This is a genomic window from Herbaspirillum sp. NPDC087042 (genome assembly GCF_044745245.1).
Classification (GTDB): domain Bacteria; phylum Pseudomonadota; class Gammaproteobacteria; order Burkholderiales; family Burkholderiaceae_D; genus Herbaspirillum.
Window position 1 is genome coordinate 757,515 of record NZ_JBIUZW010000001.1, and the last position, 18,661, is coordinate 776,175.

Consider the following 18,661-nt stretch of genomic DNA (forward strand, 5'->3'; position numbering starts at 1 on the left):
GTGTCTTCCTTTGTAGGGTCCGGTCTGGGTAGAAATGAATGCGTCAATGCGTGGCGGCGTGTTCGCCGGTGGCGGTGAGTTCGCCACGTTCCAGCGTCAGGGTGTCGTCCGGCAGGTCGCGCAGGAGGCTGCGGTTGGATTCGGTCACCACCACGCAGACCTCGCTGTCGATCTCGCGCAGGCGGCGCAGCGATTCGCCATATTGGGTGGCCAGCACCGGCGCCAGGCCCTGGAAGGGTTCGTCGAGCAGCACCAGCCGGGTGCCCGCCATCAGGGCCCGGCCCAGCGCGGCGATCTTGCCCTGCCCGCCCGAGAGTGCCGCGCCTGAGCGCGGCAGCATCTCCTTCAACTGCGGCACGACCTCCACCGCCTTCTGCAGGCGGCGGTCGATCTCGCTGCGCGGCAAACCCAGCACGTCGCAGGGCAGGCGCAGGTTTTCCTCCACCGTGAAGGTCGGGAACATGACCCGGTCCTCCGGCGCATAGCCGATGCCCAGCGCGGCGCGGCCATGGGCCGGCAGCGTGGCCAGGTCGCGGCCATCGAAGCTGATGCTGCCCTCCTGCAGCGGCAGCAAACCCATGACGGCACGCAGCAACGTGGTCTTGCCGGCGCCGTTGCGGCCCACCACGGCCAGCAGGGCGCCGGCCGGGAATTCGGTCTCGATGTGGCGCAGTACCGTGATGCCGGCGATGCGTACGCTGATGCGATTGATCTTCAGCATCTCATTCCCCTAACACGTTGCGACGGATGTCCGGATTGCCCAGCACCTCCTGCGGCTTGCCATCGGCGGCGATGCGCCCGGAGATCCAGGCCGCCACGCGGGTGGCGTAGCGGGTCACGATATCGACGTCGTGCTCCACGAAGATGGAGGTGATCTTCTGCTCGTCGAGCACGCGCATGATGATGGCCATGAGGCCATGCTTTTCTTCGGTGGAGACGCCGCTGGTGGGCTCATCCATGATCAGCAGCTTGGGCTGCAGCACCAGGGCCATGGCGATGTCGAGCAGCTTGCGCTGGCCTTCGGGCAGCAGCGCGCAAGGGTCGTCGGCGCGCTGGCGCAGGCCGACCAGTTCCAGGATGCGGTCGATCTCGCTCTCCGGCAGCACCCGCGCCAGCGGCGTCCACAGGCGCAGCACGCCGCTGCGTCCGGCGGCGGCCAGGCGGATGCAGTCACGCACCGAATGCTCCAGGAACAGCTGCGGCAGCTGGAACGAGCGCCCGATGCCACGCTGGACGATGGCACGCGGCGTCATGCGGGTGATGTCGCCGCCATCGAAATGCACGCTGCCGCCGGTGGGCCGGATGAAGCCGGTGCAGATATTGATGAAGGTGGTCTTGCCGGCGCCGTTCTGGCCGATCACGGCCAGGCGCTCGCCTGCCTGCAGTTCGAAATCGATGCTATCGGCCACCACCACCCCGCCGAAAGCCAGTTGCAGGCCCCGGGTCTGTAACAATGCACTCATGGGCGCAACTCCTTGATGACGGCGCTGGCCTGCTCGCCCTTGTCCTCGTGCTGACGACGCGGCCTGGCCTTGGGAAACAGCAGGCCCGACAAGCCGCTGGGAATGAAGAACACCAGCCCGATCAACACGAAGCCCAAGACCATCTGCCAGGCGCCGGTAAAGAGCGCGGCCGAGTAGAGCTTGACGAACTCGAACACCACCGCGCCCAGGAAGGCGCCGACCGGATGGCCCACGCCGCCCAGGATGGCGATGAAGACGATCTCGCCCGAACGCACCCAGTAGCCCATCTCGGGCGTGACCAGGCCCTGCATCAGCGCAAACATGGCACCGGACAGACCGCACAGCGCGGCCGAAAACACGTAGCCGATCCACAGTGCGTGGTTGGACGAGAGACCGATGTATTCCAGGCGCGTCTCGTTGGTCTTGACTGCCGCCAGCGCCTGGCCGGCGATGGAGCGCTGGTAGCGCTGCACCAGCGCCGCCACCAGCACCGACAGCAGCACCGCCACCACCAACAGTGCGGTCTCGAAGCCGTCGCGGTCGAGCTGCATGCCGAAGAAGCTTGAGCGCGCCAGGCGGATGCCATCGGTGCCGCCGGTCCAGCTATAGAACTTGCCGAGGATGGAGAACAACACCATCGACAGCGCCAGGTTGAGCATGCCGAAAAAGATGGCGCGATAGCGCACCACGAACAGGCCGATCACCATGCCCATGAGCGCGCCGCACAGCGCTCCGGCCAGCAGCAGCACGGCACTGTCCAGCTGCGGCACGGCACGTGCCAGGAAGGCCGCCACGTAACCGGCGGCACAGGAAAACATCGCATGGCCGAACGACAGTTGGCCGGCGCGGATCAGGATCGAGACCCCCAGGGCCGCCACGCCGAAGCTGGCGGCGATCACCACCGGCGTCTTCAGCCAGGGGAAGGCCAGCGGGGCCAGCAGTGCCAGCAAGGCCAGCACCAGGCCGGCAAGATTGGCTCGCGTCATCACACCCTCCTCGCTTGTGCCACGGAAAACAGTCCCTGCGGACGCAACAGCAGCACCAGCACCATGATCAGGTAAGGCACCAGCACCTCCAGCTCGGGTTGCAGGTAGATCGCGAAGGAGCGCGCCAGGCCGATCAGCAGCGCCGTCACCAGCGTGCCCTCGATCTGGCCCAGCCCGGCAGTCGCCACCACGGCAAAGGACAGCACGATCATCTCGGCGCCGATGCCAGGCACCAGCGAAGTCGTGGGCGAGGCCAGCGCACCGCCCAGCGCACCCAGCATGGAGCCGGCCACGAAGGTCAGCAGGCAGATGCGTTTGGCGTCGATGCCCATGGCCATCGCCACTTCGCGGTTGTGCGCCACCGCCACGATCTGGCGGCCGGTACGGCTGGACTTGAGGAACCAGCGCAGACCCACGAACACCACCAGCGCCACGCCCGGCAAGACCATCAACTGGTAGCGGGTGTAGGTGATGCCCAGGATCTCGGCCACGCCCAGGTAGTTGACGATGTCCGAGACGAAATACGGCTGGGCGCCCCAGATCATGCGCTGCAAGTCCTCGAAGATCATGAAGGCGGCAAAGGTCACCAGCAATTGCAGGATCTGCTCCTTGTCGTAGAGCCGGCGCAGCAGCAGCACTTCCATCACGCTGCCCAGCAGTGCACCGATGACCAGCGCCGCCAGCACCAGCCACAGGAAGGACCAGGCCGGCGAGAGCCCGCGCGAGACCGCCCACAACCCCAGCGTGGCGGCGAAATAACCTCCGAAGGCATACAGGCTGCCATGCGCCATGTTGAGGATGCGCATGACGCCGAACACCAGCGTCATGCCCAGCGCCACCAGGAACAGCAGCGCCGCATAGGAGATGCCGTCGAGCACCGCCAGCAGGAATAATTCCTGATTCATGATCTTCTTTCCCGAAACGTTGCCGTGCTTACTTCAGCGCGGGATAGGTCTTGATGCGGGCATCCTTGAGGATCTCGGGCTTGATCGTCTTCACCCAGTCCACCGACTTCTGGCCCACCGGGGCGATCGCCATCTCGGCCGGGTAGATCTCGATCTTGTCGAGGATAGGGAAAGGATAGGCCGCCACCTTCTTGGTCACCCCCAGCAGCTGGTCTTCCAGGCCCTGGCCATCGTCGCGGATGGTGACCTGGTCGGTCAGGCCACGGAACTTCAGGCCATGCATGGCGTCGGCCAGTTGTTCGGTGCTCGGCCACTGGCCCTTGTTGGCCTTGATGGCCTTGTCATAACCCGCCACCAGTCCATCCAGCGCCTGGATCATGTGGTACACCGAATAGATCGGATAGGCGCCGGTCTTGGCCTTGAACTTCTCGACGAAGCCCTTGAGCTTGGGATCGTCCTTCAACTCCGGATGCAGGAAGTAATGGTCGCCACGCGCGCCGATGATGACGCCATCGGGCAAGGTCGTGCCCAGCCGCTCCAGCGAGCTTTCAGCCAGTGGCAGGATGAACTGCGAGTTCTTGATCAGGCCGCGCTGGGCCGACTGCCGCACGAAGGTATCGAGGTCACCGCCCCAGGAGGTGGACAGGATCACGTCCGGACGCAAGGCCTGCAGGCGGCTGATCTCGGTCGAGAAATCGGAGGCGCCGAACTTGGGGAAGAGCTCCGCCACCACCTTGACGTCGGGTTTCAGCACCTTCAGGGTCTGGGAGAACAGTTCCCAGGAGTCACGGCCCCAGGCATAGTCCTGGTTTACCACGGCGATGGTCTTGAAGTTGGGCTTCTGGCGCAGCAGGTAGAGCACACTGGCCACCATCTCGGTGGTGGCATTGGCCTGGGTGCGCACCACGTACTTGTAGCGACGCTCTTCCAGCACCTTCTCGGTACCGCAATCCCAGAGGATGTTGAGCACCTTCAGGTCTTCAGCCACCGGCGCCAGCGTGTTGCAGCTACCACTGGAGATGGAGCCCAGCATCACGCGCACGTTCTGCTCCTGCACCACGCGGCGATACTCGGAGAGCAGCTTGTCGCCCCCCACGCCTTCATCGATGAAGGTCGGCACCACCTTCACGCCATTGATGCCGCCCCGGGCATTGAGGTCCTCAAGATACAGCTCCGCCGCCTGCTTGGCCGGCACCCCGAATACCGAGGCCGGGCCAGAGATGAAGGTGGTAATGCCGATCTTCAGTTCGGCCGGCTTGGACTGGGCCTGTGCGGCCCCCGCGAATGCCAGCGCGGACACCGCCGCCAGCATGGTGCTGATGATTTTTTTCTTGAACATATCTCCTCCTGTTGATGGGACCTCGGCGCCATGGCCTGTCCATGGCGGTCTCTGCGATGCGATTTCTTGTGTGCGCTTGTGTGCTCTTGTGTGCTCTTGCCGGCTCAGTCCACCAGCCTGCCGACCTGGTGCAGGAACTTCTCCGCCTGCAGGATCACCGGCTTGTCGATCATCCTGCCCTTCAGTGAAATGGCGCCGCCATCGCTGCGGCGTACCGCTTCCATGACTTCCTCGGCCCAGGCCAGCTCGGCCTCGCTGGGCATGAAACCCTGCCTGACCGTGGCCACCTGGCGCGGGTGGATGCACAGCTTGGCGCCGAAGCCCAGGCGCCGCGCGCGCAGCACCATGCGCGCCAGGAAGGCATCGTCATCAAAGGCCGTGGTCACGCCATCGATGGGCGGCGCGATCCCGCCCAGGCGCGAAGCCAGCACCATCTCCACACGGAAATGCGCCAGCTCCTCCTCTTCCGGTCCGCATTGCATGCCCAGGTCGACCTGTGCATCGATGGAGCCGAACGCCAGCCGCTGCACCCCCGGCACGGCGGCGATGGCGCGCATGGCGGCCAGTCCGGTGGCGCTCTCGATCAGGGCGATCAGGCCACGTCCCGTGCCCAGGCCGCGCGCAATGACCGACAAGGCCTTGGGCTCTTCCGCCTTGGGCAGCACGATGCCGGCCAAAGGCAGTGCTGAAAACGTGCTCAGGTCATCGGCATGCCAGACCGTATCGGCGGCATTGATGCGCACCCACAGGCGCGGCTGCGGCCCGCTCTCGCGCAGCCAGCGCGCCAGGGTGGCGCGTGCCTCTTCCTTCTGCGGCAGGGCCACCGCATCTTCCAGATCGACGATGACGGCATCGGCACCGCTGGCCAGGGCCTTGGCATAGCGATCGGGCCGGTTGGCCGGCACGAACAGATAACTGCTGGCCGTGGCGATCTGCGGGGCCATCACACGGCTCCCCGCTCACGCAGCGCGGCGATGCGGCTGGCGTCGTAGCCGAGATGCGCGAGGATGGCATCGGTATGCTGGCCCAGGGAGGGAATGGCCTCCATGCGATAGTCGTAGCTGTCGTTGACACCCGGCGGCAGCAAGGCCGGCAGCGGCCCCGCAGGCGAACCGATCTCGGCCCAGCGCGCACGGGCGGCCAGTTGCGGGTGGTCCCACAGGTCTTGCATGGTGTTCACACGCGAATTGGCGATCTGGGCCTGGTCCAGCCGTGCCACGACCTGCTCGGCCGTCATATCGGCAAACATGTCCAGGATCAGGCGGCGCAAGGCATCGCGGTTCTCGTGGCGGCGCGAATTGTTGGAGAAGCGCTCGTCGAGTGCCAGCGCTCCATCCTGCAGCACCACCTCGCAAAACACCTTCCACTCACGCTCGTTCTGCAGGCCCAGCATGACGGTCTTGCCATCGCCTGCGGTGAAGGGACCGTAGGGGTAGATGGTGGCGTGTTCCGCCCCGGAACGTACCGGCGCCGACGCACCCTGGTAGGCGTAGTACAGCGGGAAGCTCATCCACTCGGTCAAGGCCTCCAGCATGGACAGGTCGATGTGGCTGCCACGGCCATCACGACCACGCTTGATCAGGGCCGCCAGGATATTGGAATAGGCGTACATGCCGGCGGCGATATCGGCGATCGAGCAACCGGCCTTGACCACGTCCTCGCGGGTTCCGGTCACCGCGAGGAAACCGGCCTCGCTCTGGATCAGCAGGTCATAGGCCTTCTTGTCGCGGTAAGGCCCGTCTTCGCCATAGCCGGAGATGTCGCAGACGATCAGGCGCGGATGCTTCTGCTGCAGCACCGCTGCCGACAGGCCCAGCCCGGCGGCGGCGCCCGGTGCCAGGTTCTGCACCAGGACGTCGGCCTCCTGCAGCAACTGGTCGATGATGCGCTTGCCCTCCTCGTCCTTGAGGTTCAGGGTCAGGCTTTCCTTGGAGCGGTTGGTCCAGACGAAATGCGAGGACAGGCCGCTGACGCGGGTGTCATAGCCGCGTGCGAAGTCCCCCACGCCGGGGCGTTCGATCTTGATGACGCGCGCACCCAGGTCGGCCAGCTGGCGCGTGCAGAACGGCGCGGCAATAGCGTGTTCCAGGCTGATGACGGTAATGCCCTCCAGCGGGCGGTTGGCTTGCGACATGGTCAATCCTCGTGACGGTCAGTGCAGTCGATGGGCAATGTGGTCGGTAACTCAGAACAGCTGGTCCAGCGTCCGCTGTTCATGCAGCTGCCAGGCGCGCGCGATGATGCGGCCGACCTCCTCGTCGGTGGCCGCGCCCGAGAAGGCGATCAGCTTGGCCGCCTTGTGTTCCAGTTCGGGCCGCGACAGGGTGTTGTCGGGGTCGCCCTTGGGGACGTCCACGGCGGCCGAGAAGTGCCGGCCATCGGTGGTCTCGACCTCGACCCGTCCAAGCCAGCGCGCCGGATAGGCGCCATCGACTTCGTCATCGAGCGTCATGCGCACCTTCTGGCGAAACTGCGCCACGCGCGGATCCTGCAGGGCCTGCTGCTCGAATTCGCCCAGCCCGGCCTGCTGGTGCACGGCGATCAGTCCCAGCACGGTGCCCATGGAAAACTTGGCCTGGTGCACCGTCTGCGGATCGACCACCGGCCCCAGCACATCGATGGCGCCCTGATGCACGCGGGTATTGACGGCGGCAATCTGGTCGTGGCGCAGGCCTTCGCGCTGCATCAGCAATTGCAGGGCATCGGCGGCCGGATGCGTATGGCGGCAGGAGGCATGGAACTTGAAGGAAGTCTCGGCAGTAGCCCAGCGCGTGCCCAGGCCATCGGTCAGCCGGGTGGCATCGGCGTCCGACGACATGCCGGCGGCCATGCCCTGCGCGCCTTCCAGGATGCGCTGCGCACCGGTGAAACCATCGCGCGTCAGGTAGGCGGCCAGCAAGCCATCGGCGGCGGCCTTGCCGGTGTGCAGCTGCTTGGAGTCGGCGGCGTCGCGCAGGAACTCCCACAGACCCGCCGCCTGCGTGCCTGCCGAGCCCAGCGCATGCAGGAATTGCGACACGTCAAAATCCATCAGCTTGCCCACCGCCACGGCAGCGGCCAGCGTACCCACCGTGCCGGTGGTGTGGAAGACCCGATAGTGCGAGCGCCCCATGAATTCGCCGATGCGGATGCCTGCCTCGTAACCGGCAACGGCCGCCACCAGCAGGTCCGCGCCCGACTTGCCCAGGTCCTGGGCGGCGGCCAGCGCCGCCGGGAAGACCACGGCTGCCGGATGGAACACCGAGCCGTTATGGACATCGTCCTGCTCCACCAGATGCGAGGAGGCGCCATTGACCAGCGCCGCAAAGTAAGGCGAGGTGCTGCGCCGGCTGGTGAGGATGGTGGCGGGCCCCTGCTGCGGCCCCATGGTGGCGGCATAGCGCTCGATGATCCCGATCTGGCGCGCGCCCTTGCCGGCCAGGGCTGACGCGAACCAGTCCAGGAACAGGTCTTCGGTACGGGCGATCACCGCCGGCGGGATGTCCTGATAGCGCAGGCCCGCCAGGAAGGTGGCCAGGATGCGCGAAGGATGGTCGGCTGCGTTGACGTTTTCTGCACCACCGGGTGAGGTTTTGTGGGCTGCCTGCATGATGGGCCTCAGAAGGAACGTGGCAGGCCGAGGATGTGCTCGGCCACGTAAGAGAAAATCAGGTTGGTCGAGATCGGCGCCACCTGGTACAGGCGGGTCTCGCGGAATTTGCGCTCGACGTCGTATTCGCAGGCGAAGCCGAAACCGCCGTGGGTCTGCAGGCAGACATTGGCCGCCTCCCACGAGGCCTTGGCGGCCAGGTACTTGGCCATGTTGGCCTGGGCGCCGCAGTTCTGGTGGGCGTCGAAGAGTTCACAGGCCTTGTAGCGCATCAGGTTGGCGGCCTCGATCTCGATGTAGGCATCGGCGATGGGGAACTGCACGCCCTGGTTCATGCCGATGGGACGGTCGAACACCACCCGCTCATTGGCATAGTGCGTGGCCTTGTCGATGAACCAGTAACCGTCGCCGATGCATTCGGCGGCAATCAGGGTGCGCTCGGCATTGAGGCCGTCGAGGATGTACCTGAAGCCGCGCCCTTCCTCGCCGATCAGGTTCTCGGCCGGGATTTCCAGGTTGTCGAAGAAGAGTTCATTGGTCTCGTGGTTGACCATGTTGAGGATGGGCCGCACTTCCATGCCATGGCCGATGGCCTCCTTGAGGTCGACGATGAAGATGGACATGCCCTCGGACTTCTTCCTGACCTGGTCCAGCGGCGTGGTGCGCGCCAGCAGGATCATCAGGTCGGAATGCTGGATGCGCGAGATCCAGACCTTCTGGCCATTGACCACGTAGCGGTCGCCCTTCTTCACCGCCACCGTCTTGATGCGCGTGGTATCGGTGCCGGTGGTGGGCTCGGTCACGCCCATGGACTGCAGGCGCAATTCGCCGGTGGCGATCCTGGGAAGATAGCGCTGCTTCTGAGCCTCGGAGCCATGCCGCAACAGCGTGCCCATGTTGTACATCTGGCCGTGACAGGCGCCGGAATTGCCACCGGTGCGATTGATCTCTTCCATGATGACCGAGGCTTCGGTCAGGCCCAGGCCGGAGCCGCCATACTCCTGCGGGATCAGCGCGGCCATCCAGCCGGCGCGGGTCAGCGCATCGACAAACTGCTCGGGATAGCCGCGTGCCTCGTCGATCTTGCGCCAGTATTCGGGCGGGAAGGTATTGCACAGATCGCGCACGGCATCGCGCAGATCACCATAAGCGTCATTGGGCGCCTGGATGGACATGGATGGGTCTCCGATGAAAATGTGTTCCGGGTTTCAGGCCAGGATGGCCTCGGCCTGCATGGCCAGTTCACCGCGTTCGTTCTGCGCCCACAGTTCGGCGCTGCGACCATCGGCGGCCAGCCTGCCGCAAAGGGTGAAAGGCTCGATATCGAACAGGCTGCCGACGGCGCGGAAATTGAATTCGCGCAGCACCGCCTGCGGCAGCTCCCGCGCCAGCAGGTCGGCCAGCAGCGTGGCGATCAGCGGCCCGTGCACGATCAGGCCGGGATAGCCCTCCACAGCGGTGACGTAGCTGCGGTCGTAATGGATGCGATGGCCATTGAAGGTCAGCGCCGAATAGCGGAACAGCAGCACCGGATCGGGCTCGACACGGCGACGCCATTGCGCACCCTCCGGCGCACTCCGGGGAACGACGGCGACCGCGCCCGGCTGGGGCAGGTCGCGATAGACGATGTCGTGTTCCTCGCTCAGGCAGAGCTGGCCTTCGTGACTGATCTCGTGACGCACGGTGACAAAGGCCAGCGCACCGGTGCGCCCCTGCTTGACATCGATGCTGGTGATGCGAGAGCGCTTCTGCGCCATCGCGCCAATGGGCAGCGGCGCGGAAAAGCGCAGACGCCCTCCCGCCCACATGCGGCGCGGCAGCGGTACCGGCGGCAGGAAGCCACCACGCTGCGGGTGGCCGTCCGGCCCCACTTCGGACTGGCGGCAGATGCTCCAGAAATAAATCCAGTGCCACAGCGGTGGCAAGGCATCGCCGGCACGCGGCTGGCGCGGGCCATCCAGGGTCGCCGCCAGCGCCGCAGCGCTCACCGGGTTGATAAGGTCGTGATGGGTTTCGGTCTTGTCCAGCCACTGCCGTAACAGGGTGAGGTCGAGATCAGGGTGGGCCATGTCTCCTCGCTTGTTCTTTGTTTGTTGGCGGCAAGTCTGTCGTGCCAGGGAGACAAGAACAATCTCTCATTTTGGAAGGGGGGCTTTCGCAAAACTGAAGTCAGTCCTTGATCAGGCATGGAGGTGACATGCGGCGGCGCAGCACGCAAAGCCTGCCAGCGTCACGGGAAATCGGCGTAACATGAAGCGCGATCACGCACGCAGCCACGGCCGCCAAACGCTACGCCGCAGCATGCACCTCCCCCTCAACGACCGCCGGAATCCGCCATGCTCTTCGACCTGACCGACCTGCGCCTGTTCATCCTCATCGCCGAACTCAATAGCCTCACGCGTAGCGCCGAGCGCATGAACCTCTCGCTGGCCGCCACCAGCAACCGCATCAAGGAACTGGAAGCACGCTTCGGCACACGGCTGCTCTATCGCGAGAGCAAGGGCGTACAGCTGACGCCGGCCGGACAGACGCTGCTGCATCATGCGCAGCTGTTCATGCAGCAGGTCGAGCATCTCAAGAGCGACATGCAGCAGTACAACAATGGCATCAAGGGTTACATCCGCATCTTCGCCAACACCACCGCCGTGACCGAGTTCATGCCGGAGATCCTGGGCAAGTTCCTGGCCCGCCATCCCCAAGTCAACGTGGCGCTGGAAGAGCGTCTGAACCACGACATCATGCGCGGCATCCAGGAAGGCACGGCCGACATCGGCATCGTCGCCGGTCCCGTGCAAGGCGATGGCCTGCAGGTGATCAACTTCTCGACCGACCGGCTGGTCCTGGCCACCGCGCTGGAACACCCGCTGGCCGGCGCCGGCAGCATCCCCTTCCTCGACACACTGGAGTACGAACACATCGGCCTGCACGAAGGCAGCACCCTGCACCACTTCCTCAACCGCATCGTCTCCGAGAATGGCCAGCGTCTCAAGCTGCGCATCCAGGTGCGCAGCTTCGAAGCCATGTGCCGCATGATCGAGACCAATGTGGGCATCGGCATCGTCCCGCGTTCGGCGGCGCAGCGGCACCAGCAGACCATGCAGTTGTCGGTGGTGGAATTGAGCGATCCGTGGAGCGTGCGCGAGCGCAGCATGGTGGTGCAGAACCTGGACACCCTCTCGCCGCATGCCCGCAACCTGGTGGATTTCATCAGCGAGCAGATGGCGCAGGCGGTGCCGCTGGCCGAGGAGGACAAGGCCGCCGCCTAGTCGTGGAAGACGATGGAGCCGGGCCGCAAGGTAGGCTAGACTACGCGCTCAGTCACAGCACCTGCGCTACTGCATCTCACACGCCGTCATGTCCAGCAAATCGTCTTCACCACTGCGGCCGCTCCAGCCGACCCGGATGTCGGACCAGGTCGCCGATCACATCGTGCGCTATATCGCCGAGCATCGCCTGGAGCCAGGACAAAGCCTGCCCAGCGAAGGCGAACTGACGCGCATCCTCGGCGTGAGCCGCCCCACCGTACGCGAAGCCACCAATGCCCTGGTGGGACGCGGCCTGATCGCGGTCTCCAGCGGCAAGACGCCCATCGTACTGGGATTGTCGAAGGCGCCCTTCTCCAACCTGGTGCGCCATGGCCTGGCCACGCAGCAGGTGACGCCGACCCAGATCCTCGAGGTACGCCACAGCCTGGAACTGCAAGCAGCCGCGCTGGCCGCCCTGCATCGCAGCGAAACCGACATCGAATGCCTGAACCTGATCACCGCCCAGATGCCGGCGGCAGTGGGCGATGTCGAGAAATTCTCTCCGCTGGATGCGGCCTTCCACGAAGCCATCGCACGCGCCACCCAGAACGTGCTGCTCTCGGCCATCATCATGGGACTGGGCGAGATCACCTTCGAATCGGCCCGCTCGGGACTGGCGCGCGCACGCGACCAGGCCGAGTGGGATATCGTGCTATCCACCCACCTGGAACTGGCCGAGGCCATCATCAAGGGCAATGCCGCGCTGGCCCGCAAGCGCGTGGACGCCCACTTCAAGGCCGCCTTCGGCCGCTATACCTGAGTCAGAACGCCGCCGGCACGGGCATCAATGAGGTGCGTGGGAGGCGCCGCCACACCCCGGCTCCCAGCAGTGCCGGGTGCTGGCCTTGCCGATGCCGGGGTTGAAGGCATTGGTCGGATCCAGCTTGCGATAGAAATGCTGCACCTCCTCGGGCGCCTGATACAGGTGGCCGAAATTGTGCTCAGCCGGATAGCGCGCCCCGCGTGCCTCCAACGCCGCCAGCAGGCGGGCCTTGATGGCATCGCAATCGCCGCCCTTCCGGACCAGGTATTCCTGGTGCATCACGTGGCAGAAGAAATGCCCGCAATACATGGTGTAGTCGATCTGCGCCGCCAGGTCCTCGGGCAGGGTCTCGAACCATTGCGTGGTATTGCGCGGCAAGGCGATATCCAGGGCCACCAGGTCTTCCACGGTATCGCGATGCACGGCGCGATAGCGATTGGTGGCACTGCCCACGGCAAAGCGGTTCAGGAAAGCCGCCTCGCCTTCCTCGCTGTCGCACTCGATGAAGTCGGCCTGCGCCGTCGGCAGCCGCGCCTGCAGATAGGCGCGCGCCTCGGCGATGCCTTCGTCGCTCATCTTCAGCAGCAGGTGATGCTCATAACGGTCGCGCAGCGCATTGAGGCGACGTGGCAGGTGGTTGGGCAGCAGGTCGGCGATACGCTGCAGCACGCGGTCACCGAGGTTCTGGCCCAGTCCCAGCTTCTCGGCCAGCGTATCGAAACGGCTCTTCATGGCGAAGGCCAGCGGGATCTTCTCGGTCCCCAGCTTCCTGATGTAGAGGTACAAGTCCTTGCCATATTTGCTGGCCAGGTCGTAGGCGCCGCGATGCATGTATTCACCCGCCACCGGAAGCGACTTGAAATGGCTGAGGATGTGGCGGCGGATCTCCTGCAGATCGTCGGGATCGTTGGTGCCGATGTAGAAGACCCGGGTCTGCGTATCGGCGACGAAGGTATCGAGCCGCAGCGCAAAGACCGCCACCTTGCCGGCCGAGCCCGAGGCTTCGTACAGCCGCCGCGTATCGCCGTTGAAACGCGCCGGCACTGGCGAAGCGATGTCGCGCACGTGCTCGGCATACTCCTGGTCGGAGGCCATGCGACCCGCGATGGTCTCCACCTGCTGCGCCGTGACCTGGCCGCCATCGAGCTGCGCCAGCATCGCCTCGGGATCCGTGCCCAGTGCGATGCCCAGGTGATTGACCAGCTCCAGCTGGCCCTGCTCGTTGATGCGGGCATACAGCGCATACTGGGTAAAGGCCGGGCCGCGACGGATCAGGTAGCCACCGGAGTTGTTGCACACGCCCCCGGTGATGGAGGCGCCGATGCAGCTGGACCCGATCACCGAATGCGGCTCGCGCCCGAGGGGCTTCAGGGCGCGCTCCAGCTGATCCAGTGTCACGCCAGGATGCGAGAGTACCTGGCGGCCTCCGTCAAGCATGGTCAGGCGCGTCAGGCGCATGGTATTGACCAGCACCACGGGCCGGTCATAGCCCTCCTCGACGGGCGTCGAACCACCCGTCAGGCCCGTGTTGGCGGCCTGGCAGATCACCACCGTACCGGCCGCATGGCAGACCTTGAGTACCCGCCACAATTCCAGCAGGCTGCCCGGCCGCACCACCGCCGCGACCTCGCCACCGCCATAGCGGATACCACGGCGGAAGCGCCGCGTCTGGGCGTCGCCGGTGAGGACGTGCGGGCCGCCGACGGCCTGCTCCAGTGTCTTGATGAGATCCATGTTCGTTCTTTTGCATGAGAGATGAGACCGGCCGGCGTGATGCATCGGGGACGGCTCAAACGGCAGCGAGCCTGATCCGCAAGGGAGCAGGCCCGCCAGTCTTGCTGTCGCAGTCGCCGCCGGGTGGCTTAGCGGCTCGCGACCATGTTGGCGCCGTCAGGGCCGGATGACTTCTTGCCGGCAAAGGCCATCAGCAATCCCGACAGCAGCAACGACGCGCCCAGGATCATGAGGCCATAGCGCGGTGAACCGAACAGCGTCGTCAGCGCACCCAGCAGATAGGGACCGATGAAGCCGCCCAGGTTGCCCACCGAGTTGATGATGGCGATGCCGGCAGCCGCCGTGGCACCGGTGAAGTAGGTACCCGGGAAACCCCAGAACAGCGCGATGGCGGTCAGGCTGCCACCGACGGCGATGGCGATGCCCGCCAGCGTGAAGACCAGGTTGTGCGGGAACAGCGTGCACAGGAGCAGGCCCACGGCCGCGATGATGGACACCCACACCGCATAGGTACGATGCTTGCCCGAACGCTCGGCCTGGCGCGAGATCAGCACCATGGCCGTGGCGCCCAGGATATACGGCAGCGCTGCGATGAGGCCCACATCCAGCACCGAATTCACGCCCGCATCGCGGATGATGGTCGGCGCCCAGAAGTTGATGCCATAGATGCCGATCTGCATGAGCACATAGATCAGCGTCAGGAACCACAGCACCGGCAGCGAGTACAGGCTCTTGAGCGGCACATTGACCTTCTCGGACGAATCGGCGGCGATGCGGCGCACCAGTTCGGTCTTCTCGGCAGCGCTGAGCCACTTGGCGCTATGGATGCCATCGGACAGCACGAACAGCACCACCACGCCCAGCAGGACAGCCGGGGCCGCCTCGATGATGAACATCCACTGCCAGCCCGACAGGGTCGCGCCCTTGCCCATGAAGTACATCAGCGCACCGCTGATCGGGCCACCCAGGATGTAGGAGCAGGGATTGCCCAGCAGCACGATGGACATCACGCGGCTATGCATGGACGACGGATACCAGTAGGTCAGGTACAGGATCACGCCCGGGAAGAAGCCGGCCTCGGACACGCCCAGCAGGAAGCGCATCACATAGAAGACCGACTCGTTGCTCACGCCCAGTGCCTGGGCGATGGGGACGGTGAAGGCCATGGTTGCCGACACCAGGCCCCAGGTCACCATGATGCGGGCGATCCACATCTTGGCACCGACCTTGTGCAGCATCAGGTTGCTGGGCACCTCGAAGATGAAATAACCCACGAAGAAGATCCCCGCCCCCAGCCCGTAGGCCGCGTCGGACATGCCCAGGTCGCTGAGCATGGCCAGCTTGGCAAAGCCGATGTTGACCCGGTCGAGGTAAGCAATGATGTAACCCAGCAGAAGCCATGGAAGGATCTTCCAGGTCACTTTTTTGTACAACGCGTCGAAATGCGTGCCACCGGCCTGGCCTGTGTGCGCCATGGGCTTGTCTCCAGAAAATGTTGTCGTCGGATATGCCCGCGTCACGCCAGGCGGCATGCGCGGATCTGATAGGGGTCGAGGGTGTGGACGCAGCGCCGGCGCGATCAGTGCGTCAGCAGTGGTCAGACCAACAACCTGTCAGATAGGTTATCCGAATTATGCGAGGACAACAAGAATCCACAGCCTGGGAAACCGGTTATCGCCTGATGAAATATTTCGATCTGTATCGCAGCGTTTTCGATGCGAATATACGGAGATAGGCTCTGGCTGGGCAGGAAAGGCCGTTGCCATCCCACAGGAAAAGCACGGCCAGGCTATCAGACAGGAGAGAAAAACCGGTACAGGAAGACGTACCGGCCGCAGATCATGAGCACTGCAATGACAAAGGCGATGACTGCGTCGACGACAGCCTCAGCCGGCAATCATCATCCACAGGGACAGGAGCAGCAGCGCCCCGCAGAACAGGATGCGCAGGCGCCGCTCCGGCAGGTGATGGGCCAGCGCCACGCCCCAGGAGATGCTGAGCACACCGCCCAGCGCCATGGGCAGGCCGACCGACCAGTTGACGTGGCCGGCCTGGGCATAGGTCCACAGGGCTACCAGGGTGCCGGGCGTGACCATGGCCAGCCCCAGGCCTTGCGCCGCCGTCTGCGTGGCCCCGAAGAAGGCCGTCAGCATGGGCACCGCGACAATAGCCCCGCCCACGCTGAAGAAGCCCGCCGAGGCTCCCGCCGACATCCCCACCAGGGGAATGTACTTGCGCCCCAGCATCAGGGAAGTCTGCACGCTGCGCTTCTGGCGCAGCAGTGTCCACAGGTAGTACAGCGCCAGCAAGCCCATGAAGACCGCGAAGGAAAAATGCAGACTGCGCGCATTCATGGCAGTAGCCACGCGCGCCGACAGGTAGGTGGTGACCACGGCCGGCACGCACATCATGGCCGCCGCGCTCCACTCGATGCGATTGCGTTGCCTGTAGCGCCAGAAGGCGATCACCACGTTGGGCACGATCATGACCAGGGCCGTGCCCTGGGCCAGTTGCTGGTCCATGCCGTAGAGATAACCGAGCACCGGAATGGCGATCAGACCGCCGCCGATACCGAACAGGCCGCCCATGGCGCCAAGGAGTCCGCCTAACAGGAAGTTGAGCACGCCGGAGAAAAACAGAGAAGCCGTCATCGGTGTAAAGTGATGCCTCTGCCGCCGGCCCCAAGCCGGGTCGCGGCAGCATCGAACGATATAAACGATATATAAAAAAAGGAGACTGGCATGAGCGGCATCATCGTAGTGGCGCTGGAGATGGGTGTGGTCGCCATCATTGCGCTGGCCATCTACATGGTGGTCAAGAAGTAGCCGACACCGCCTGCCAGGCCGACAGTTTAGCGCAGGCGGCCGTTGCTGTCCCGGACGGCCGCTGCGTCACGCCACCCCTCAGACAAGGACAAAGGAAACACAATGGATTTGAGACTCAAGGGCAAGACCGCCCTGGTATGTGCATCGAGCAAGGGCCTGGGACGCGCCTGCGCGCTGTCGCTGGCGCGCGAAGGCGTGCACGTGACCATGCTGGCCCGCGGCCGTGACGCCCTGGAAGCCGCCGCCCAGGAGATCCGTGACGAGACCGCCGCCACCGGCGCCGTCATCACCACGGTCGCCTGCGACATCACCACCCCGGAAGGCCGCGCCCTGGCGCTGGCCGCCTGCCCTGCCCCGGACATCCTGGTCACCAACGCCGGCGGCCCCAAGCCGGGCGACTTCCGCGACTGGACGCGAGACGACTGGATCGCCGCCGTGGACGCCAACATGCTCACCCCCATCGAGCTCATCAAGGCCACGGTAGACGGCATGATCGCCCGCCGTTTTGGCCGCATCGTCAACATCACCTCCAGCGCGGTGCGCGCACCGATCGACATCCTGGGACTCTCCAATGGCGCGCGTTCGGGGCTGACTGGATTTGTGGCGGGCCTCTCGCGCAAGACGGTGGCGCACAACGTCACCATCAACAACCTGTTGCCCGGCCCCTTCGAAACGGATCGCCTGCGCTCCACCGCCACCGGCGCTGCGCAAGAGAGTGGCCGCAGCGTGGATGAAGTGCTGGCCGACCGTCGCAAGCTCAACCCGGCCGGCCGCTTTGGCGACCCGGCGGAATTTGGCGATGCCTGCGCCTACCTGTGCAGTGCGCAGGCCGGCTTCATCACGGGGCAGAACCTGTTGATGGATGGCGGGGCTTATCCGGGGACGTTCTGATCGGGATGGGCTCGCTGCCGCGTCGCATTGCTGTCTTGCGGACAGGAAAGAGATGGATGCAAAGCAAGTGATGTGATGTATAATGCGGGCCTCGCGCACCAGGCTGTCTAGCCTGGTGCCGCGCAAGGAGGTTTGGGTGAGCGGTTTAAACCAGCAGTCTTGAAAACTGCCGACGGGGTGACCCGTCCGTGAGTTCGAATCTCACAGCCTCCGCCAGAACACCAAATAGAACGGGCCTCATCGGCCCGTTCTTCATTTCTGCCACATACATACCCACAAATGCAATTGTGATGACGCCTGAATATCTGGCAGATATTCCCGCGCCCAAGCGAATATCAGTTGAGAGGCCGATGTACCGGCAATTTAAGAAATCCCTACAAGATAGCGCATGGCTCATCACCGCAGAGACGGCTGAAAAACAGTAAAGACAGATCGACTCTCCTCGTGCTCCCGCATCAGCTAAACTACACCCCATGAACACCACTCCCCCCTTCGACCCGCCCTACAAGACCCTCACCACGACGGAGTCGGGCACCTACGCCGTCGAAACCCTCGCAGACGGCAGCACCCGCGACCTGGGCAAGGTAGAGACTAGCGATTTCAACGCCAGCATCGCTTCTGCTTCCTCGTTCAACGAGGAAAGAAGAAAACCTTCTCCAGTCAAATCCACCTCATTGGGCAACAGCAAGGCAGCGATGTACCTGAACGTCCCGTTCGCCGACAAGGACAAGGCAAAAGCCAAGGGCGCCCGGTGGGATGCGACAAAGAAGAAATGGTATGCGCCTCATGGCGTCGACCTGAATGGATTCAAAGCGTGGTTGCCTGAGTCGGCCGAATAGACTGACGGAAAAGATCCCCCGG

Annotated in this window: 17 protein-coding genes and 1 tRNA gene; 5 read left to right on the plus strand and 13 right to left on the minus strand. The window is 64.6% G+C overall.

Features of this window, described 5'->3' with window-relative positions:
* Positions 1-43: 43 nt before the first annotated feature.
* The 10 genes from ACIPHN_RS03380 to ACIPHN_RS03425 form a co-directional block, all read right to left on the minus strand.
* Positions 44-721, minus strand: a complete 678-nt coding sequence (locus tag ACIPHN_RS03380; protein ID WP_400432706.1) for an ABC transporter ATP-binding protein — start codon at positions 719-721, stop codon at positions 44-46.
* A 1-nt stretch (position 722) separates the two neighbouring features.
* Positions 723-1,463, minus strand: a complete 741-nt coding sequence (locus tag ACIPHN_RS03385) for an ABC transporter ATP-binding protein (RefSeq protein ID WP_400432709.1) — start codon at positions 1,461-1,463, stop codon at positions 723-725.
* Entirely contained in the window at positions 1,460-2,449 is a 990-nt protein-coding gene (locus ACIPHN_RS03390; RefSeq protein WP_400432712.1) for a branched-chain amino acid ABC transporter permease, read from the minus strand. Before ACIPHN_RS03390 ends, ACIPHN_RS03385 begins: the two co-directional genes overlap by 4 nt.
* Complete coding sequence (locus ACIPHN_RS03395) at positions 2,449-3,354, minus strand: branched-chain amino acid ABC transporter permease (protein WP_400432715.1); 906 nt, start codon at positions 3,352-3,354, stop codon at positions 2,449-2,451. Before ACIPHN_RS03395 ends, ACIPHN_RS03390 begins: the two co-directional genes overlap by 1 nt.
* Before the next feature lie 28 nt (positions 3,355-3,382).
* Positions 3,383-4,693, minus strand: a complete 1,311-nt coding sequence (locus tag ACIPHN_RS03400) for an ABC transporter substrate-binding protein (protein WP_400432718.1) — start codon at positions 4,691-4,693, stop codon at positions 3,383-3,385.
* Between the two features lie 104 nt (positions 4,694-4,797).
* The gene (locus tag ACIPHN_RS03405; RefSeq protein ID WP_400432721.1) at positions 4,798-5,637 is read right to left on the minus strand and encodes an HpcH/HpaI aldolase/citrate lyase family protein; all 840 of its coding nucleotides are present in this window, start codon (positions 5,635-5,637) and stop codon (positions 4,798-4,800) included.
* Positions 5,637-6,827: a CaiB/BaiF CoA transferase family protein gene (locus ACIPHN_RS03410; RefSeq protein ID WP_400432724.1), complete on the minus strand. Its 1,191-nt coding sequence runs from the start codon at positions 6,825-6,827 to the stop codon at positions 5,637-5,639. The genes ACIPHN_RS03405 and ACIPHN_RS03410 overlap by 1 nt, the downstream gene beginning before the upstream one ends.
* Positions 6,828-6,878: 51 nt before the next feature.
* Complete coding sequence (locus ACIPHN_RS03415; RefSeq protein ID WP_400432727.1) at positions 6,879-8,282, minus strand: MmgE/PrpD family protein; 1,404 nt, start codon at positions 8,280-8,282, stop codon at positions 6,879-6,881.
* 8 nt (positions 8,283-8,290) lie between these two features.
* Positions 8,291-9,457 carry an acyl-CoA dehydrogenase family protein gene (locus tag ACIPHN_RS03420; protein ID WP_400432730.1) on the minus strand — a complete coding sequence of 389 codons (1,167 nt, stop codon included), beginning with the start codon at positions 9,455-9,457 and terminating at the stop codon, positions 8,291-8,293.
* Between the two features lie 33 nt (positions 9,458-9,490).
* Positions 9,491-10,351, minus strand: a complete 861-nt coding sequence (locus tag ACIPHN_RS03425) for a MaoC family dehydratase N-terminal domain-containing protein (RefSeq protein WP_400432733.1) — start codon at positions 10,349-10,351, stop codon at positions 9,491-9,493.
* A 267-nt stretch (positions 10,352-10,618) separates the two neighbouring features.
* On the opposite strand from ACIPHN_RS03425, the gene ACIPHN_RS03430 reads away from it, so the two are divergent.
* Positions 10,619-11,548, plus strand: a complete 930-nt coding sequence (locus tag ACIPHN_RS03430) for a LysR family transcriptional regulator (RefSeq protein WP_400432736.1) — start codon at positions 10,619-10,621, stop codon at positions 11,546-11,548.
* 136 nt (positions 11,549-11,684) lie between these two features.
* Entirely contained in the window at positions 11,685-12,347 is a 663-nt protein-coding gene (locus tag ACIPHN_RS03435; RefSeq protein WP_400432739.1) for a FadR/GntR family transcriptional regulator, read from the plus strand.
* 24 nt (positions 12,348-12,371) lie between these two features.
* On the opposite strand, the gene dld is transcribed toward ACIPHN_RS03435, so the two are convergent.
* The 3 genes from dld to ACIPHN_RS03450 form a co-directional block, all read right to left on the minus strand.
* A complete protein-coding gene (gene dld, locus ACIPHN_RS03440; protein WP_400432742.1) occupies positions 12,372-14,084 on the minus strand; it encodes a D-lactate dehydrogenase in 1,713 nt (570 codons plus the stop codon).
* Between the two features lie 128 nt (positions 14,085-14,212).
* Positions 14,213-15,559: an MFS transporter gene (locus tag ACIPHN_RS03445; RefSeq protein WP_400432745.1), complete on the minus strand. Its 1,347-nt coding sequence runs from the start codon at positions 15,557-15,559 to the stop codon at positions 14,213-14,215.
* A 411-nt stretch (positions 15,560-15,970) separates the two neighbouring features.
* The gene (locus ACIPHN_RS03450; protein ID WP_400432748.1) at positions 15,971-16,735 is read right to left on the minus strand and encodes a sulfite exporter TauE/SafE family protein; all 765 of its coding nucleotides are present in this window, start codon (positions 16,733-16,735) and stop codon (positions 15,971-15,973) included.
* A 276-nt stretch (positions 16,736-17,011) separates the two neighbouring features.
* Here ACIPHN_RS03450 and ACIPHN_RS03455 point away from each other — a divergent pair, with 276 nt between their 5' ends.
* From ACIPHN_RS03455 to ACIPHN_RS03465, 3 genes are all read left to right on the plus strand, one after another.
* Positions 17,012-17,800 carry an SDR family oxidoreductase gene (locus ACIPHN_RS03455; protein WP_400432751.1) on the plus strand — a complete coding sequence of 263 codons (789 nt, stop codon included), beginning with the start codon at positions 17,012-17,014 and terminating at the stop codon, positions 17,798-17,800.
* Positions 17,801-17,926: 126 nt separating this feature from the next.
* Positions 17,927-18,016 (plus strand) — tRNA-Ser (locus ACIPHN_RS03460).
* A gap of 257 nt (positions 18,017-18,273) precedes the next feature.
* Positions 18,274-18,639, plus strand: coding sequence for a DUF5710 domain-containing protein (locus ACIPHN_RS03465; protein WP_400432754.1), 366 nt, complete (start codon positions 18,274-18,276; stop codon positions 18,637-18,639).
* Positions 18,640-18,661: the final 22 nt, after the last annotated feature.

Bases quoted from the DNA above. Each gene is read 5' to 3' on its own strand.
- ACIPHN_RS03380 (WP_400432706.1), bottom strand. From the start codon at position 721: ATGCTGAAGATCAATCGCATCAGCGTACGCATCGCCGGCATCACGGTA.
- ACIPHN_RS03385 (WP_400432709.1), bottom strand. From the start codon at position 1,463: ATGAGTGCATTGTTACAGACCCGGGGCCTGCAACTGGCTTTCGGCGGG.
- ACIPHN_RS03390 (WP_400432712.1), bottom strand. From the start codon at position 2,449: ATGACGCGAGCCAATCTTGCCGGCCTGGTGCTGGCCTTGCTGGCACTG.
- ACIPHN_RS03395 (WP_400432715.1), bottom strand. From the start codon at position 3,354: ATGAATCAGGAATTATTCCTGCTGGCGGTGCTCGACGGCATCTCCTAT.
- ACIPHN_RS03400 (WP_400432718.1), bottom strand. From the start codon at position 4,693: ATGTTCAAGAAAAAAATCATCAGCACCATGCTGGCGGCGGTGTCCGCG.
- ACIPHN_RS03405 (WP_400432721.1), bottom strand. From the start codon at position 5,637: ATGGCCCCGCAGATCGCCACGGCCAGCAGTTATCTGTTCGTGCCGGCC.
- ACIPHN_RS03410 (WP_400432724.1), bottom strand. From the start codon at position 6,827: ATGTCGCAAGCCAACCGCCCGCTGGAGGGCATTACCGTCATCAGCCTG.
- ACIPHN_RS03415 (WP_400432727.1), bottom strand. From the start codon at position 8,282: ATGCAGGCAGCCCACAAAACCTCACCCGGTGGTGCAGAAAACGTCAAC.
- ACIPHN_RS03420 (WP_400432730.1), bottom strand. From the start codon at position 9,457: ATGTCCATCCAGGCGCCCAATGACGCTTATGGTGATCTGCGCGATGCC.
- ACIPHN_RS03425 (WP_400432733.1), bottom strand. From the start codon at position 10,351: ATGGCCCACCCTGATCTCGACCTCACCCTGTTACGGCAGTGGCTGGAC.
- ACIPHN_RS03430 (WP_400432736.1), top strand. From the start codon at position 10,619: ATGCTCTTCGACCTGACCGACCTGCGCCTGTTCATCCTCATCGCCGAA.
- ACIPHN_RS03435 (WP_400432739.1), top strand. From the start codon at position 11,685: ATGTCGGACCAGGTCGCCGATCACATCGTGCGCTATATCGCCGAGCAT.
- dld (WP_400432742.1), bottom strand. From the start codon at position 14,084: ATGGATCTCATCAAGACACTGGAGCAGGCCGTCGGCGGCCCGCACGTC.
- ACIPHN_RS03445 (WP_400432745.1), bottom strand. From the start codon at position 15,559: ATGGCGCACACAGGCCAGGCCGGTGGCACGCATTTCGACGCGTTGTAC.
- ACIPHN_RS03450 (WP_400432748.1), bottom strand. From the start codon at position 16,735: ATGACGGCTTCTCTGTTTTTCTCCGGCGTGCTCAACTTCCTGTTAGGC.
- ACIPHN_RS03455 (WP_400432751.1), top strand. From the start codon at position 17,012: ATGGATTTGAGACTCAAGGGCAAGACCGCCCTGGTATGTGCATCGAGC.
- ACIPHN_RS03465 (WP_400432754.1), top strand. From the start codon at position 18,274: ATGAACACCACTCCCCCCTTCGACCCGCCCTACAAGACCCTCACCACG.